This window comes from Streptomyces sp. NPDC027663 (assembly GCF_055566415.1).
In genome coordinates this window covers 98,825-113,795 of the sequence record NZ_JBVHSK010000011.1, presented here as the reverse complement: position 1 = coordinate 113,795, position 14,971 = coordinate 98,825, and the positions used below count along the sequence as shown (strand labels likewise).

At 72.5% G+C, this 14,971-nt stretch carries 15 protein-coding genes and 1 pseudogene; 8 read left to right on the top strand and 8 right to left on the bottom strand.

Annotated features, from left to right (window positions below; translation table 11 throughout):
• Positions 1-51 precede the first annotated feature (51 nt).
• Genes ACZ4SF_RS26535 through ACZ4SF_RS26520 form a run of 4 tightly spaced genes read right to left on the bottom strand, consistent with a single transcriptional unit; the run spans position 52 to position 2,560 of the window.
• A complete protein-coding gene (locus ACZ4SF_RS26535) occupies positions 52-963 on the bottom strand; it encodes a phosphotriesterase family protein (protein WP_468388787.1) in 912 nt (303 codons plus the stop codon).
• The gene (locus tag ACZ4SF_RS26530) at positions 960-1,538 is read right to left on the bottom strand and encodes a DUF4865 family protein (protein ID WP_468388785.1); all 579 of its coding nucleotides are present in this window, start codon (positions 1,536-1,538) and stop codon (positions 960-962) included. The genes ACZ4SF_RS26535 and ACZ4SF_RS26530 overlap by 4 nt, the downstream gene beginning before the upstream one ends.
• A gap of 30 nt (positions 1,539-1,568) precedes the next feature.
• Complete coding sequence (locus ACZ4SF_RS26525; RefSeq protein WP_468388783.1) at positions 1,569-1,964, bottom strand: (R)-mandelonitrile lyase; 396 nt, start codon at positions 1,962-1,964, stop codon at positions 1,569-1,571.
• A gap of 5 nt (positions 1,965-1,969) precedes the next feature.
• Entirely contained in the window at positions 1,970-2,560 is a 591-nt protein-coding gene (locus tag ACZ4SF_RS26520; protein ID WP_468388781.1) for a TetR/AcrR family transcriptional regulator, read from the bottom strand.
• A 413-nt stretch (positions 2,561-2,973) separates the two neighbouring features.
• Here ACZ4SF_RS26520 and ACZ4SF_RS26515 point away from each other — a divergent pair, with 413 nt between their 5' ends.
• The gene (locus tag ACZ4SF_RS26515) at positions 2,974-3,264 is read left to right on the top strand and encodes an SHOCT domain-containing protein (protein WP_468388779.1); all 291 of its coding nucleotides are present in this window, start codon (positions 2,974-2,976) and stop codon (positions 3,262-3,264) included.
• 638 nt (positions 3,265-3,902) lie between these two features.
• Here the strand turns inward: ACZ4SF_RS26515 and ACZ4SF_RS26510 are convergent.
• A pseudogene (locus tag ACZ4SF_RS26510) lies at positions 3,903-4,361 on the bottom strand (ATP-binding protein); the annotation flags it as partial.
• Positions 4,362-4,559: 198 nt separating this feature from the next.
• Positions 4,560-4,883 (bottom strand): hypothetical protein, encoded by a 324-nt coding sequence (locus tag ACZ4SF_RS26505; RefSeq protein ID WP_468388777.1) that lies wholly within the window; start codon positions 4,881-4,883, stop codon positions 4,560-4,562.
• A 303-nt stretch (positions 4,884-5,186) separates the two neighbouring features.
• Here ACZ4SF_RS26505 and cds1 point away from each other — a divergent pair, with 303 nt between their 5' ends.
• From cds1 to ACZ4SF_RS26475, 6 genes are all read left to right on the top strand, one after another.
• Positions 5,187-6,311 carry an L-cysteine desulfhydrase Cds1 gene (gene cds1, locus ACZ4SF_RS26500; protein WP_468388775.1) on the top strand — a complete coding sequence of 375 codons (1,125 nt, stop codon included), beginning with the start codon at positions 5,187-5,189 and terminating at the stop codon, positions 6,309-6,311.
• A gap of 231 nt (positions 6,312-6,542) precedes the next feature.
• Positions 6,543-7,745, top strand: coding sequence for an ATP-binding protein (locus ACZ4SF_RS26495; RefSeq protein WP_468388773.1), 1,203 nt, complete (start codon positions 6,543-6,545; stop codon positions 7,743-7,745).
• A complete protein-coding gene (locus tag ACZ4SF_RS26490; RefSeq protein ID WP_468388771.1) occupies positions 7,742-8,140 on the top strand; it encodes a roadblock/LC7 domain-containing protein in 399 nt (132 codons plus the stop codon). Before ACZ4SF_RS26495 ends, ACZ4SF_RS26490 begins: the two co-directional genes overlap by 4 nt.
• Positions 8,137-8,508 carry a DUF742 domain-containing protein gene (locus tag ACZ4SF_RS26485; protein WP_468388769.1) on the top strand — a complete coding sequence of 124 codons (372 nt, stop codon included), beginning with the start codon at positions 8,137-8,139 and terminating at the stop codon, positions 8,506-8,508. Before ACZ4SF_RS26490 ends, ACZ4SF_RS26485 begins: the two co-directional genes overlap by 4 nt.
• Positions 8,483-9,085 (top strand): GTP-binding protein, encoded by a 603-nt coding sequence (locus ACZ4SF_RS26480; RefSeq protein ID WP_468388767.1) that lies wholly within the window; start codon positions 8,483-8,485, stop codon positions 9,083-9,085. Before ACZ4SF_RS26485 ends, ACZ4SF_RS26480 begins: the two co-directional genes overlap by 26 nt.
• 91 nt (positions 9,086-9,176) lie before the next feature.
• Complete coding sequence (locus ACZ4SF_RS26475) at positions 9,177-10,481, top strand: cytochrome P450 family protein (protein ID WP_468389067.1); 1,305 nt, start codon at positions 9,177-9,179, stop codon at positions 10,479-10,481.
• Positions 10,482-10,646: 165 nt separating this feature from the next.
• On the opposite strand, the gene ACZ4SF_RS26470 is transcribed toward ACZ4SF_RS26475, so the two are convergent.
• On the bottom strand, positions 10,647-11,120 hold the full coding sequence (locus ACZ4SF_RS26470) for an SRPBCC family protein (RefSeq protein ID WP_468388765.1): 474 nt from the start codon (positions 11,118-11,120) through the stop codon (positions 10,647-10,649).
• An 89-nt stretch (positions 11,121-11,209) separates the two neighbouring features.
• Positions 11,210-12,040 carry a DeoR/GlpR family DNA-binding transcription regulator gene (locus ACZ4SF_RS26465; RefSeq protein ID WP_468388763.1) on the bottom strand — a complete coding sequence of 277 codons (831 nt, stop codon included), beginning with the start codon at positions 12,038-12,040 and terminating at the stop codon, positions 11,210-11,212.
• A gap of 431 nt (positions 12,041-12,471) precedes the next feature.
• Here ACZ4SF_RS26465 and ACZ4SF_RS26460 point away from each other — a divergent pair, with 431 nt between their 5' ends.
• Entirely contained in the window at positions 12,472-14,811 is a 2,340-nt protein-coding gene (locus tag ACZ4SF_RS26460; RefSeq protein ID WP_468389065.1) for a hypothetical protein, read from the top strand.
• Positions 14,812-14,971: the final 160 nt, after the last annotated feature.

The window sequence follows — 14,971 nt, the reverse complement described above, 5'->3', positions numbered from 1 at the left end:
CCCGTTCACGCGGCCGTCGACCGACGCCGCGCGGTCCGGTCCGCCGGCCCTTCACGCCCAGCCCGTCGCGAACGCCCGGCCCGGATGCTCGGTGAGGATGCGGTCCACCAGTTCCGCGCCCACCGCCGCCGTCAGCCGTTCCCGCACCCGGCGCAGCAGGTACGGCATGCCGGGCCCGCCGTCGGTCGAGCGTGCCGAGGCGGTCACCGTGTCCCCGCCGAGGAGGAGCCGGTCGCCGAAGCCGGCGTCCGCCAGGGCACGTACCGCCTCGGGCATGCGCCAGTCGGTGGCGTGATGCGCTCGGGACGGGCCGTCGAAGGCCAGCCAGCAGCCGGACGCGGCGGCCTGCCGGTGCACCACCGGGTCGGGGGAGCGGTTCAGGTGGCCCAGGACCACACGGTCACCGGGTACGTCCAGCTCGCCGCAGAGCACATCGAGGACGTCCAGCGCTCCGGTGCCCAGCTCCAGATGTACGGCGATGGGCGCACCGGTGGCGTGGTGTGCCTCGGCCGCCGCCGTCATGGTCCAGCGGGCGTGCGCGTCGAGTGCGTGGAAGCCCCCCGCAACCTTGACCAGACCGGCCCGCACCCCGGTCGTGCCGATGCCCTCGGTGAGTTCGGAGACGAACAGCTCGGCCAGCCGCCCGCCCCGCAGACGGGCGAGCAACTCCGGCTCGTAGTGCGCGGCTTGGTGCAGACCCGTGGCGCAGACCAGCCGTACCCCGGTCCGTCGGGACAGGGACGGCAGGTCCGCCGCCCGCCGTCCCATGCCGTACGGCGTCCATTGGACGACCGCGGCTCCGCCCGCCGCGCGGAAGGCCTCCAGCTCGGCCCGCGCGGCGGCGACATCCGCCAGCTCCTGCCCCGGCAACCGCGGGCTGCGCAGGAAGAGGTGGTCGTGCGCGTCGCACACGCCCAGTTCCTCGGGACGGATGTCGCCGAGGACCGTGCGGACGTGACTCACCACTGCCGGCCGCGCGGCAGCCGGTCCAGGCCGGGCGCGGACAGGTGCAGCACCTGGAAGACGTCACCGTCGGCCTTGGGGGCGTCGTGCTCCCAGAGGGAGAAGTGGACCAGTTCCCATCGGTGCGGGTCCACGGCCGCCGCGGCGAGCACCGCACCGTCCTCGGCCGCCAACTGTCCGGCCTCCGCCACCGCGTCCTCCATCAGAGCCTTCAACTCGACACCTTCCGGTACCGGTCGGCGCCGCCGTACGGCGGTGGTGGGGCGCGAACCGGTGCCCTCGGCACAGCCGAGCCCGGTCCACTGCCGCACCGCGGGCCTGCCGAAGTCGTCGACGAGTCCCTGGAAGGCGCCGCCCCACAGGAAACGGTTCATGCCCTCGACCGAGTTCCACAGATAGAACGGCGCGTACTGGTTCACCGGCGAGCCGTGCACGCCGCGTTCGCGTATCAGGTACGACTTGAGACCGAGGCCTGCCCAGTCCTCCAGCGCCGGGCTGACGCGGGTGACCCGGGCCCGGATGATGTCCATGTCGTAGTCGGCGGGGAGAGTCATCTCGTACTGCAGGGCGTGCATCAGGCACTCCTTCCATCGTGTCGGGCGTGATCAGGCGGAGTGGCCGGCGGCGGACACATGCCGGTCCCACTCGGTGGTGGTGCCGTCCGCGGCGGCCTCGACGACCGCGAGGTGGGTCATGAAGGTGCGGGGCCCGGCACCGTGCCAGTGCCATTCGTCCGGCTCGATCCACACCGTGTCGCCCGCGCGGATCTCCTCCACCGCACCGCCCCTGCGCTGCACCAGCCCCTCGCCCTCCAGGACGTGCAGCACCTGCCCGTTCGGGTGCCGGTGCCAGGCCGTGCGGGCGCCCGGCGCGAAGTGGACGTTGAACATGCGCAGCCGGGACGGGGCGGCGGGGGCGGCTATCTCGTCCAGCCAGACCGTGCCGGTGAAGTTCTCCGCCGGGCCCTGCCGGGTGTCGGGACGCCGTCTGGTGATGTGCACGTGACTCAGTTCTCCTGTCCGGGAGTTCGGGGCGCGAGCAGGGCGAGCAGACCGCGGACGCCGGCGTCGAAGGCGGCGGGCGAGCCGGAGGCGCGGGCGAGGACGTAGCCGCCCTGCACGGTCGCGAGGACCGCGGCGGCGATCTCCGCTCCGTCCAGCCCGGGCGCGAACTGCCCCTGCCGCTTGCCCTCTTCGACGATCTCGGCGATACGCCCGCGGATGGCGGCGATCGTCTCGTCGACGGGCGCGCGCAGCTGCGGGCTCGCGATCACGTCGGGGTCCATGGTCAGCCGGCCGACGGGGCAGCCCCGCAGCACATCACGCTCGCGCAGCAGGTACGCCTCGATGCGCTCGTACGGCGTGCCGGGCCCGGCGAGGACGGCCTCGGCGGTCGCCCGCAGTTCCTCGGCGGTGCGTCGGATCGCCGCGAGGGCGAGGTCCGGCTTGCCCTTGAAGTGGTGGTACATGCTGCCCTGGCCGGCGCCCGCGCGCTCAAGGATCGCCTTGGGGCTGGTGCCTACGTACCCGCGTTCCCACAACAGCTGGCGGGTGGACTCGATCAGTCGTTCCGAGGTGCTCACGAAACTACTGTACATACTGGTAGTTACAGAATGCCAGTCCCTCGGGACAGCGACCGTTTCGCGAGCCCGCCGCCATCGTCCGGCCGAGCGTCCGTCTCACGGCCGTCGGTTCCGGTGAGCGTGCCACTCCGCCGGCCGTGGGCTCCTGTGAGCGTGCGTGCCAGTTCGCCGGCCGTCGGCTCCGGTGAGCGTGCGTGCCGGTCTGCCGGCCGGCGGCTCGCCGAGCGTGCGTCTCACCGGCCGTCGGCCCGCTGGGCGTGCGTCGGCCCGCCGGGCGTGCGAGTTCGCCGGCAGCAGCCGCGCCCCGGCGTCGTACTCCCCGGGAGGTACGCGTACTGCCGCCTGCCGCACGACGACCCCGACCCCTTGCCGGAGGGAGTCTCGGAACAACGCCCGAAGCTTCCATCCCGACGAGGAGATGACCCGCTGTGCAGACCCTGGCGAACTGGGACGGCGGACCCGGCCCCTGGATCCTGTTCCTCCCGCTGATCTGGGCGGCCGTCGTGATCGGCGCCGTCACCGTCCTGCGCCGTACCGGCCTGCGCGGCCGCGGCGCACCCTGGCGGCCCCTGGACGGGGGACGCCCGGCCGGCGACTCGCCGCTCGCGGTCCTCGGCCGGCGCTTCGCCTCCGGCGAGATCGACGAGGACGAGTACTGGCGCCGCCTTTCCGTCCTGGAGGAGCAGTTCGGCCGTATGGGCAAGGGCGGTGCGTCATGACCACGGCGATCGCGACCTGAGTCCGTACCGGATCGCCGAAGTCCGCAGACCGGCCCGGTCCGCGAGGTCGTGATCAACCGGGGGCGCCCGCCGCGGACGGCCCGGGCGGAGTGGAGAGCACCGCGCGCCGTGGGAGGGGGCGGAGAGACGACCGCCAGCCGTCTCGGGGCGCGGAATGGCGAGCGCCCCGCGCCCCGTTCGAGGGGTGCGGGGCGGCACGCTGCCGTCGAGCGCTGCTGCGCTGTGCTGCGACTGCGGACTGCGGACTGCGGACTGCGGACTGCGGACTGCGGACCGCGCGCTGCGGACAGCGGACTGCGGGGTGTCGTGCGCCCGAGTGCGAGTCAGCGGGGAACGACCGGCCGGGGGGTGGAAGCCGGCGCTCCCTGGGGAACAGATGCTCCCGCGGCAACGGAGGCTTCCGCGGGAACAGGTGCTCCCTCGGAAACGGACGCCGCCGCGCCGACCGAGGCTCCTGCGGGCACAGATGCCCCCTCCGGAACGGACGCTCCCGCGCCGGCAGAGGCCCCTGCGGGAACAGGCGCACCCAGCGGACCGGGCGCCCCGGCCCCCATCGAGACAGGCACCCCCGTCGCAACAGGCACCCCCGGCCCGGCGGGCGCCGACGCGGGCGCTGCCCGCACCGTCCCGCGCGCCGGCCGTGCCGGACGGCTTTGGCCCGCCGCCGCGGTCGGCAACGTGAACCACACGACCTTGCCGTCCTCGCCGTCCGGCCGCGCGCCCCAGCTCTCGCTCACTGCGGCCACCATCGCCAGGCCTCGCCCGCAGGTGGCCAGCGGGGTGTCGTCGGCGGTGTCCGGGGTGTCGGCCGGTACCGGAAGACGAGGGTCATGGTCGCGCACGGACACGGTGAGCCGGTCCTGGAGAAGCTCCAGCTCGACGGTGCACGACTTGTCGGGCCTGGCATGGCGGTGGACGTTGCTGAGCAACTCCGTCACGCCGAGCGCGGCTCGGTCTATCAACGGGTCCATATGCCAGTAACGCAACTGCGCAGATACGATTCTGCGGACCTGGCCGATCCGCGACGGCAGGGCTTGGAGCTCCACCGTGCAGTGCCTGCTTGGGTGACTGATCACGGCTGCGACTCCCCGATGCGAGGTCCGGAGGGACCGGAAGAAACACGGAGAACAACGGATCCAGCAGGGTGCTTGCGTCCAAACGTCCGCCTGCTGTCGTGGCCGGCGGGCTGGTTCGCAGCGTTATCGCCGGTAAACCCAGAGTGACGTGAGAACAGCGTGACGCAGCGGAAGCGCTCCCGCAACTCGCCGCGACGCTCAGCCGCCTCGTCCGGCCGCCCGGCGGACCGCCTCGATGAACCGCCGTGCCGCGGGCGGCCCCGGCCGGCCCGGCGCGGGATCGTGCTCCCCCAGGGTCAGCAGATACCGCGTGCCGTTGACGTCGGCCAGCGCCCTGTCGTCCGGCGCGAACCACGGCCTGGACGCGCGCACCGCCTGCACCGGCGCGCTGTCGATCTCGCTGCCGTAGCTGGTGAGCAACTGCAGCCGGCCGTCGCTGATCCGGACCTGTCCGGCCCGGGTGAGCGAACGCAGCCGTTTGCCGATGCGCACGCCTGTGGCCGTGAACTCCGGCTCCGCCATGTCTCGCCGCCCCCTTGCGGTCTGCCCGTGGACCGGTGCGCCCTCGTTCGGGAGGGCGGTCCCGTCGCGTGCAGTCTGCCCCCATGCGGCGAGGAGCACCAGTACGCACGGGACGGGTGCGACGGGCGGCCGGTGCACTTCCGGTCCATGCGCCCCCGGTCCTGTCGCACGTGTGTGCCCCAGAGCGTCTTTGGGCCGCCCAAAGGCGCGTTTATGCAGGTGGGAAGCGGTGTCAAAGGTGCCTATGCTCGACTTGCCGGCCCGCATGAGGCGCCGTCGGCGACGAGCGTAAGGAGCCCCGCCGTGAGCACCACCCCCCGAGTCAGAACCGGCGCCACTCTCGACGTCGACCGCAGCGACGCCGCCTACCGCGCCTGGCTGAAAGAAGCCGTGCGCAAGGTCCAGGCCGACGCCAACCGATCGGCGGACACGCACCTGCTCCGCTTCCCCCTGCCCGAGCGCTGGGGCATCGACCTTTACCTCAAGGACGAGTCCACGCACCCCACCGGCAGCCTCAAGCACCGACTCGCCCGTTCCCTGTTCCTCTACGGCCTGTGCAATGGCTGGATCCGGCCGGGCCGCCCGGTGATCGAGGCGTCCAGCGGCTCGACGGCGGTCTCGGAGGCCTACTTCGCCAAGCTGATCGGCGTGCCCTTCATCGCGGTCATGCCCCGCACGACGAGCGCAGAGAAGATCCGCCTCATCGAGTTCCACGGCGGGCAGTGCCACTTCGTGGACGACTCACGGAAGATGTACGAGGAGTCCGCCCGCCTGGCGGTGGAGACCGGCGGCCACTACATGGACCAGTTCACCTACGCCGAACGTGCCACGGACTGGCGCGGCAACAACAACATCGCCGAGTCGATCTTCCGTCAGCTGCATCTGGAGCGGTTCCCGGAGCCGGCCTGGATCGTCGCCACGGCCGGCACCGGCGGCACCTCGGCGACCCTGGCGCGCTACGTCCACTACATGCAGTACGACACCCGGATCTGTGTCGCCGACCCGGACAACTCCTGCTTCTTCGAAGGCTGGACCAGCGGCGACCTGGACGTCACCTGTGACTGCGGTTCGCGGATCGAGGGCATCGGCCGGCCGCGCATGGAGCCGAGCTTCGTGCCCGGTGCGATCGACCGGATGATGAAGGTCCCGGACGCCGCCAGCGTCGCCGCCGTACGGGCCCTGGAGGGCGCCATCGGCCGCAAGGCGGGCGGCTCCACGGGCACCGGGCTGTGGAGCGCGCTGAAGATCGTCGCGGAGATGGTCGCCGAGGGGCGTACGGGCAGCGTCGTCACCCTGCTGTGCGACCCGGGTGACCGGTACCTCGACAAGTACTACTCGGACGCGTGGCTCCGGGAGCAGGGGCTGGACATCACTCCGTACGCGGCAGTGCTCGACTCGTTCCTGACGACGGGCGTGTGGCCGGACTGAGCCGGGGCCGCCCCTGGATCACCTGTTGCCCGACGGGCGGGTGACGGGGGTGTGTGGGTTTGGTGACGGCTCAATTGGGGCTCTGGGCAAGCGTGTTGTGCCGAGGTGACTGATAAGATCATCCCACTTTTCAGTGGGCTGACGGCGTGTCATGAACACGTCCGGGGGGACAGTCACAGGCACCATCGCGCTCTCATGCTCCACGGCGCGATGCGACTTGAAGAGAGTCTCATGACGTCATTGACCCAGGATCCACTGCTGTGGATCTTGCTGGTGGTGCTCATCGCTGCGGTCGTCGCAGTGATGCGGGCCCGGAGAACCAACATGGCGCTCCGAAGAACGAGGAAGGACCTGGAGGCAGGACTGGGGGAGGCCCGCGGCGACGTCGGTCGGCTGCACGCGCACATCGCCGGGCTGACGGCACAGCAGCAGCGAGACCTCGCGGACGTACGGGCCGACGCCGAGGCGGCGACCAAGGCGGTGCTGAAGTCCGCGATGGGCACGCTCCAGTCGCTCGCCGAGGAGCAGCAGGTCCTCCTGGACAGCCTGCTGAAGAAGTACGGCGACACCACGGACGTGCTGGCCGACCTGATGACGGTCGACCACACCGGCAGCCAGTTCGGCCGCCGGGCCAAGGGCATCTCCGTGCTCTGCGGCGGATGGCTGGGCCGGCGCGAAGGTGCCGCCACGGTGTACGACGTGGCCCGCAGCGCCCAGGGCAGGATCAGGGACTTCGACCGGGTCGGCGTCCACTCGCAGGTCAACGTCTCCCTCGTCGGCAAGGCGGTCGAGCCGGTGGCCGTCGTACTGGCCGAACTTCTGGACAACGCGACGACCTACAGCGCGCCCGGAACACCGGTCGAGGTCAACATCCAGGCCGTACCGACCGGCGTGTGCTTCATCGTGGACGACGCCGGCCTCGGCATGGACCAGGAGACCAAGGACCGGGCCGCGGCACTGCTGTCCGTCGACGGCCCCGTCGACATCACCGGTCTCGGCGATCCGCCGCGGTTCGGCTTCGCCGTGTGCGGCATGCTCGCCGCCCGCTACGGCTTCGCCGTCTCCGTCGGCTCCGTGTCCCCCTACGGCGGAGTGCGTGCAGTGATTCGTGTGCCCGAAAGCCTTCTCGCGGCCGACGGTCCTTCCCCCGCCGCCGACGCCCAGGACGCAGCGGGTACGGAGGCGGCTCCCCAGCGACTGGCGCCCGTGCCGGTCGTCGGCCCCTCGCACGTGGTGGGTACGACCTCGGGCGGTCTGCCAAAACGCCGGCGCCGCAACGGCTCCGTCACGGTGGTCCCGGCCCTCGACAGCGCCGGCCATGAGGAGACGTCCGAGCCGGCCAGCGAGGTCACGGCGTCGCGGATCGGGGCGTTCGCGCGCGGCACACAGCTCGGGCGCACCACGAACACCACGGAAGGACCTGACAACAAGTGAAGATCGACCTGTCCTGGGTGCTGAACGACGTGCTCGAGGTACGCGGAGCCCGGCACGCGATCCTCGTCTCGGGCGACGGCCTGCTGCTGCAGCGCTCGGACGACATCCCGCGGGACGATGCCGAGACGAACGCCGCCGCGATGAGTTCGATGCAGTCGCTGAGCCGCGCCGTCGCGGGATTCGTGGGAGCGGGACACGGAATCTGGAAGCAGACCCTGCTGGAGTACGACGGCGGCTGGATCTTCCTGATCGCCGCCGGCCAGGGCTCGTACCTCGCCGTCTCCGCCGCGCTGGACGTCGACATGGAGGCCATGTCGTTCCGCATGCAGAAGACGGTGGCCGGCCTCAGCAAGGCGATGAGCGTGGCGCCCCGCTCGGACGGCGCCGGCGTATGACGACGCCCGAGGAAGCCTCCGTCACCAGTGACTTCGTCCGCTCCTACGTCATCACCGGCGGCCGGACCCTGCCGGCCTCGGACGACCTGGCGCTGCACACCCTCGTCACCCTGGCTCCCGAGCGGACCCCTCCGCTGGGAGCCGGCCCCGAGGTGATGGCGATCTGGAAGCTGTGCGCGGGCGGCTACCTGTCGGTCGCCGAAGTGGCCGGGCACGTGGGGCTGCCGGTGGGGGTGGCCCGGCTGCTGCTGACCGATTTATCCGAGCAGGGCCACCTCCTGCGCCGCGCCGAGCCGCCCCGGGCTCAGAACGTTGACAGAGCGACCCTCGAGAAGGTTCTGCATGGACTCCAATCCCTCATCGGCTGAGACGGCCTCTGGATCCATCTACGTCTCCAGCGCGGTGACCAACGCTGCCAAGATCCTTGTCGTCGGCCATTTCGCCGTGGGCAAGACGACCTTCATCGGCTCGCTGTCCGAGATCACCCCGCTGCGCACCGAGGAGAAGATGACGCAGGCGTCGCTCCACGTGGACGACCTGCGGGGCGTGACGGACAAGTCGACCACCACCGTCGCCCTGGACTTCGGCCGTCTGACGCTCAGCGACGAACTCGTGCTGTACCTGTTCGGCACCCCCGGACAGCAGCGCTTCATGCAGCTGTGGGAGGACATGGCCCGCGGCGCGCTCGGGGCACTCCTCCTGGTCGACCCCGCCCGGCTGGAGGAGACCTTCCCCGTCATCGACCTCGTCGAGGGGTACGGCCTCGAGTACGCCATCGCGGTCAACAGCTTCCGGCCGGACCACAAGTACGAGGAGGAGGAGGTGCGCGAGGCCCTCGACCTGCTTCCGGACACCCCCGTCGTCTACTGCGACGCCCGCGACCGGCAGTCCTCCGCCCATGCGCTGATCGCGCTCGTGCGTCATCTGCTCACCCGAGCAGCCTGACACGCCCAACGACCCGGACCACCGGCCCGGAGCCAGCAGAAGGAACCCCATGGACCGCCAGTCAGCCCCCGCCCCCGCGGCCGGATGCCCCATGCACGACGCCGCGTTCGCCGCCGACCCCCACCAGGTCTACGACCGGTTGCGCGCCCACGGTCCGGCCGGCCCGGTCGAACTCGCCCCCGGCGTCGACGCCACCCTGGTCGTCGGCCACGAGATGGCGCTGCGCGTGCTGCAGAACTCCACGCTCTTCGCCCGGGACGCCCGCCGCTGGAAGGCGCTGAACGAAGGGCGGATCGAGCCGGACAACCCGGTGCTGCCGATGATGGCGTACCGGCCCAACTGCCTGTTCACCGACGGCGCCGTGCACCTGCGGCTGCGCAAGGCCGTCACGGACAGCCTCGGCCGGCTCAACATCACCCGGGTCCGCCGGGACGTCGAGCCCATCGCCGACTACCTCATCGACCAGTTCAGCGAGCGAGGCCGCGCCGACCTCCTCAACGACTACGCCAAACTGCTGCCGCTGCTGCTGTTCAACAAGCTCTTCGGCTGCCCGGCGGACATCGGTGACACTCTCACCAGCGCCATGTCGGCGATGTTCGACGGCAAGGACGCCCAGCGCGCCAGCGAGGACATCAACTCCTGCCTCATGGAGCTGGTCGCCCTCAAGCGGCGCCGGCCCGGCGACGACGTCACCTCCTGGCTGATCCAGCACCCCGCGGGCCTGACCGACGAGGAGCTGAGGGACCAGCTGATCATTCTGATGGGCGCCGGTGTGGAACCCCAGCGCAACCTGATCTGCAACGCCTTGCTCCTGCTGTTGTCGCCCGGCGCCGGCGGACGCGACTCCGGACTGCTGATCGAGGAGGCGATGGATCACGTCCTGTGGGACCAGACGCCCATCGCCAACTACGCCACCCACTACCCGGTCCAGGACGTGGACCTCGGGGGAGTGGTGGCCGAGGCGGGCACACCGGTCGTGATCAGCTTCGCGGCGGCCAACAGCGATCCCGCGCTCGCCGACGCCCGCCGTACGCACAGCAGGGGCGCCCACCTGGCGTGGGGAGCGGGCCCGCACGCGTGCCCGGCCAAGGACCCGGCACAGGTCATCGCCGTCACCGCGATCGAGAAGATCCTCAACGCGCTGCCCGACGTGACGCTGGCCGTCCACGAGAAGGAGCTGGCATGGCGGCCGGGTCCGTTCCACCGGGCACTGGTGGCGCTGCCCGTGGCCTTCAGCCCGACGCCGGCGACCCGCATGGCCGCCGCGCTGCAGAGCCGGGCCGTCCCCACGGCGGCGGAGCAGCGGCCGCCCACGGCTCCGGCCGCCGCGGCGCGTCGGGAACCGGCCAGGAAGAAGGGCTTCTGGAGCACGTTCCTGGACGTCTTCCGGGTCTGACGTGCCGTGTGCCGGACGCGGCCGCCGCCGACCGGGCCGTGCCCGTCGTCCGGCAACTCGCGCCGGCACCGACCGTCACCGCGACGGCCTGATCACGGCGGTGCCCGTCGTCCGGCGACCCGCGCCGGTACCGGCCGTCACCGCGACGGCCTGATCACGGCCTGATCACGGCCTCGTCAGGCGCCGGTCCAAGGTCGTCACAGCGTCGCGGAAGGCAAGCCCCAGGCCCGCCCGGGCCAGTCCGAGGGTGAACCGGAACGGCGCCGGCCCGTCGGCGGCGAAGGTCCACTGCACGCGCGTCCCGGTGCCCCGAGGAGTCAGGCGCCACTCCTCGACCAGGGCACGGGCGCCCGGCGCGTTGGTGGTGTCGACGCGGTACGCGTACACCTCGGGCTCCTTCGCCACGAGCACCGTCTCCGCGAACCGCGTCCCGCCACGGAGCCGGATCTCACGCCCGGCGCCGCCGTCGGTGGGCCGGGCGAGCGTCACCGCCGAGAACCACTCCGCCCAGCCGGGCACGTCCTCCGCGAGCGCGCGGTACACCTGCTCGGGGGGCGCGCAGACGCCCCGCGCGAAGACCAGACGTACGGGCGCGGCCTCGACGAAGTCGATACTCACCGGGCGCAGACGACGAGCCATGGACGTAACCCCCTTGTGCCACTTCCGCAGCTGCGGTCGACCGGGCCGAGCCGCCATCATCGGGCGCAGTCACCATAGCTGACCGCCTGTCAGATGTCTGTGCCGTCTTCCCCGGGCTCGCCCGCCACCACCACTCGCAGGTGCTCCGAGATCTCCGCCCGCGCCTCCGCCGGCAGCCCCGCATCGGTCACCAGCGTGTCCACCTGCTCCAGCGTCGCGAACGAACTCAGGCCCACCGTGCCCCACTTGGTGTGGTCCGCGACCACCACGACCCGGCGCGCCGAGTGCACAAGACGCCGGTTGGTCTCGGCCTCCGCGAGGTTCGGCGTGGACAGGCCGGCCTCCACCGATATGCCGTGCACACCGAGGAAGAGCAGATCGAAGTGGAGCGCGGCGATCGCCTGATCGGCCACCGGACCGACCAGCGAGTCCGACGGCGTGCGCACCCCGCCGGTCAGCACCACCGTGGCGGCCCCCTGCCGCTGCCCCGACGTCCGCTGCGCCGCGTGGAAGACGTCCGCGACCCGCACCGAGTTCGTCACCACGGTCAGATCGGGCACCTCCAGCAGGTGCTGGGCGAGCGCGTACGTCGTCGTACCGCCGGACAGGGCGATCGCCGTACCCGGGCTGACCAGCCGGGCGGCGGCCCGCGCGATGTCCTCCTTGGCCGTCAGCTCCAGCCCGGACTTCGCCTCGAACCCCGGCTCATGGGTGCTGGCCTCGACCACCGGCACCGCACCGCCGTGCACCTTCTCCAGCATGCCCTGACGGGCGAGCGCGTCCAGGTCGCGGCGCACGGTCATGTCCGAGACACCGAGCTTGCGGGTCAGCTCGTTGACCCGTACCCCGCCCCGGCGCCGGACCTCGTCCAGGATCAGGGCGCGGCGCTGCTCCGCGAGGAGGTTCTGATTCTCACTCACGTACGCTCCGGTCCTTTCGCCGCCAACCGTCCGACACGCCCGGCGCACCGGCTCCGACCTGGAGGTTCCATCCGTCCGACAGTGCGCGGGCGTCCCATCTTTTCACGCGGTGCCACAGGGCGCGCCACCACCTGCCGACCCGCACACCCGCCACGCGTGCCATCCGCCGTCCCACCCGGCCTCACACGGTTCGGGGAGATTCCGTGACGAGGGGTGTGCACGACCGCCGGACCGGAGATCCTGGAACCCGCACGACACAGACGTCAGGGCGTCACGGGGGAAGTGCCGGAACAGTGGAACGTGCGCAGGGACAGTCCTCGGGACAGCGGGTGGACCGGCCCGCCGGGAAGCACGAAGGCCGCACTTCAGGGCGGTACGGGGACGAGGAAGCGGGGCGGCACGCGGACCGGCCCGCCCGGCCCGAGACCGATCTGGAGCTGCTGGTGCACGGGGTCGGCGGCACCACGCCCGAGAGAATGCTCGGCGACCCGCGCACCGTCCGGGTCACCGGCGACGACACGGCCGCCGTCTTCCGGCGCGCCGAGGACGCCGGCCCCGCCCCGGCCGGGAAGGAGCCCGGGAGCGCAGCCGGGAAGGGGCCCGGGAGCGCAGCCGGGAGAAATCCCGGGAGCGGACCGGTCCAGGAAGCGTACGTCTGGTGCAATCTCACCTCCGGCGACGGCAGCCGCGCCCTGTGGCTGTTGCTGCTGCCGTTCATGGTGGTCAACCTCGCCCACTGGATGCGCCCCGCCGCACCCGGCCGGCCCCGCACCGTCCGCCTCTACGGCCTCCTCGTACGGCTGACCGCCCTCACCCTGACAGTGCTGCTGGTCGCCGCCGCCTGCGAGGTGGCCCTGGACCTCGTGGCCTGGCAGTGCGCGGGCACCCGCGCCTGCGTACGCCGCCACTCCTGGCTGGGCTTCCTGGCCCCCTCGGTACCCGGAGCACCCACCGCGTCCGGCGGCTGGTGGAGCGCCCCCGGTCGCCGGCTAGCCCTCGCCGCAGCGCTGCCCGCCGCGCTGACCGGCCTGCTCTGGTACCTCTCGCACCGCACCTGGAGCGCGTACGAGTCCCACCGCCCGCTCACCCTCGACCCCGAGCCGGACACCGACGCCGGCGCGTTGGCCCGGCCCGGCTTCTGGTACGGGCGCCGCCTGGTCGCCCGGCTGCGCGCCGCCCACACCGCGGCCGGCCTGCTCACCGTGGCCGCCGCCGTCGCCACCCCGGCCGTCCGCTTCGACCACAGCCCCGGCGGCCCCGCGGCCCTCGACGTTCTCAGCCGGCTGCTGCCCGTGGCCCTGCTGAGCTGCGGGGCGGCGGTGGTGGCCGTGGTCTGCCGCCGGGGCCGCAGCGAGAACCGCCTCGACCAGCGGCTCGACCACCACCTGGTACGCCGCCTGCCGCTCGGCGCACTCGCCCTGCTGCTGCTCAGCCTGCTGTACGCCGGCTGGTCCCGGCCCGGCTGGCAGTCCGCCGGGCGGCTGCCCGGGGATCCGTCCTTCGGCGCCCTCATGCTGTCCCAGGGCATGCTCGTCGTCACCCTCGGTGCCGTGGCCGCGGACCTGTACCGGCGCAGGCCCGACCCGCGCGCCGGAATGCGCGGCCTCGGCGGCCCCGCGGTCGCACTGCTCGGCTGCGCGCTGGGCGGAGTGGTCTCCGGCGGGGTAGCGCAGCGCGTCGCCGACTGGCTGGACGGCACCCGCGCCCTGCTCCCCGGCCCGCCCGTCCTGCTCACCTGGCAGGCGTCCGCCATTCCGCCGGTCCTCGCGGTGCTGCTGCTCCTGGCCGCGCGGCTCGCGGCACGCACCGCCCGGCTCGCCCGCGCCGAGCGTGCCCGCGTCCGCCGCGAGCACCCCGGCGAGCCCGAGGACCCGTCCCGCACCCGCGCCATCGCCCACGCCCGGGCCATGGCCACCCTCACCGACCGGGCGCCCCTCGTCGTCGCCGTGCTCACCGCCACCACCCTGCTGCTGGGCACCATGGCACTGGCCGGAGCCGTCGCCACCGGGAAAACCCCCGAAGGGGCGGCCCGCCGCACCCACCACGTCGTCCAGGCGGTGGCCGAGACCTCGCAGGCGCTCGGCTCCTGGCTGGTCGGCCTCGGCTTCCTGCTGTTCGTCACCTGGGGCAGACGCGCCTACAAGGACGCCTCCGCACGGCGCACCATCGGCATCCTGTGGGACGTCGGCACCTTCTGGCCGCGCGCCGCCCATCCCTTCGCACCGCCCTGCTACGCCGAGCGCGCGGTACCGGACCTCACCTGGCGCATGGCGACCTGGACCCGGCACACCGGCGGCCGGCTGGTCCTGTCCGGTCACTCCCAGGGCAGTGTCCTCGCCGCCGCGGCGGCCTGGCAGTTGCCGCCGTCCGTCCGCGGGCGGGTCGCCCTGCTCACCTACGGCTCCCCGCTGGAGCGCCTGTACGGCCGTTGGTTCCCGGCCCACTTCGGCCCGCCGGCACTCGCCGCCCTGCACCGCGAGGTCGCCTGCTGGCGCAACCTCCACCGCGCCACCGACCCCATCGGCGGCCCCGTCCGCGCGCCCGGTGGCACCACCCCGGACGTGGACCACGAGCCGCTGCGCGACCCCCTCGCCTACGGCCGCACCGCCGACCACCCCCTCCCGGCCCCCATCCTCGGCCACTCCGACTACCAGTCCGACCCGGCCTTCGCCCACGAACGGACCCGCCTGCTGGCCCGCCTGCATCCGGAGCTGCCGGGCCAGCGTCCCGAGCCGGCCAGGGACGCGGGCGATACGGACCAGGGCTCGTGACCGTGGCCGCCGGCAAGCCGCAGATCAGCGGACCAGGAACGGCGTTGCTCCAGCTTCTGATGATCTGTAAGGTCCTTTGTGTGACTGCCGGGTCGGCCATGGGCCATACACGAGTGGGGCTACCGGCCTCCGCGTGAGCGCGAGGCGGGCAAGAGGCCCG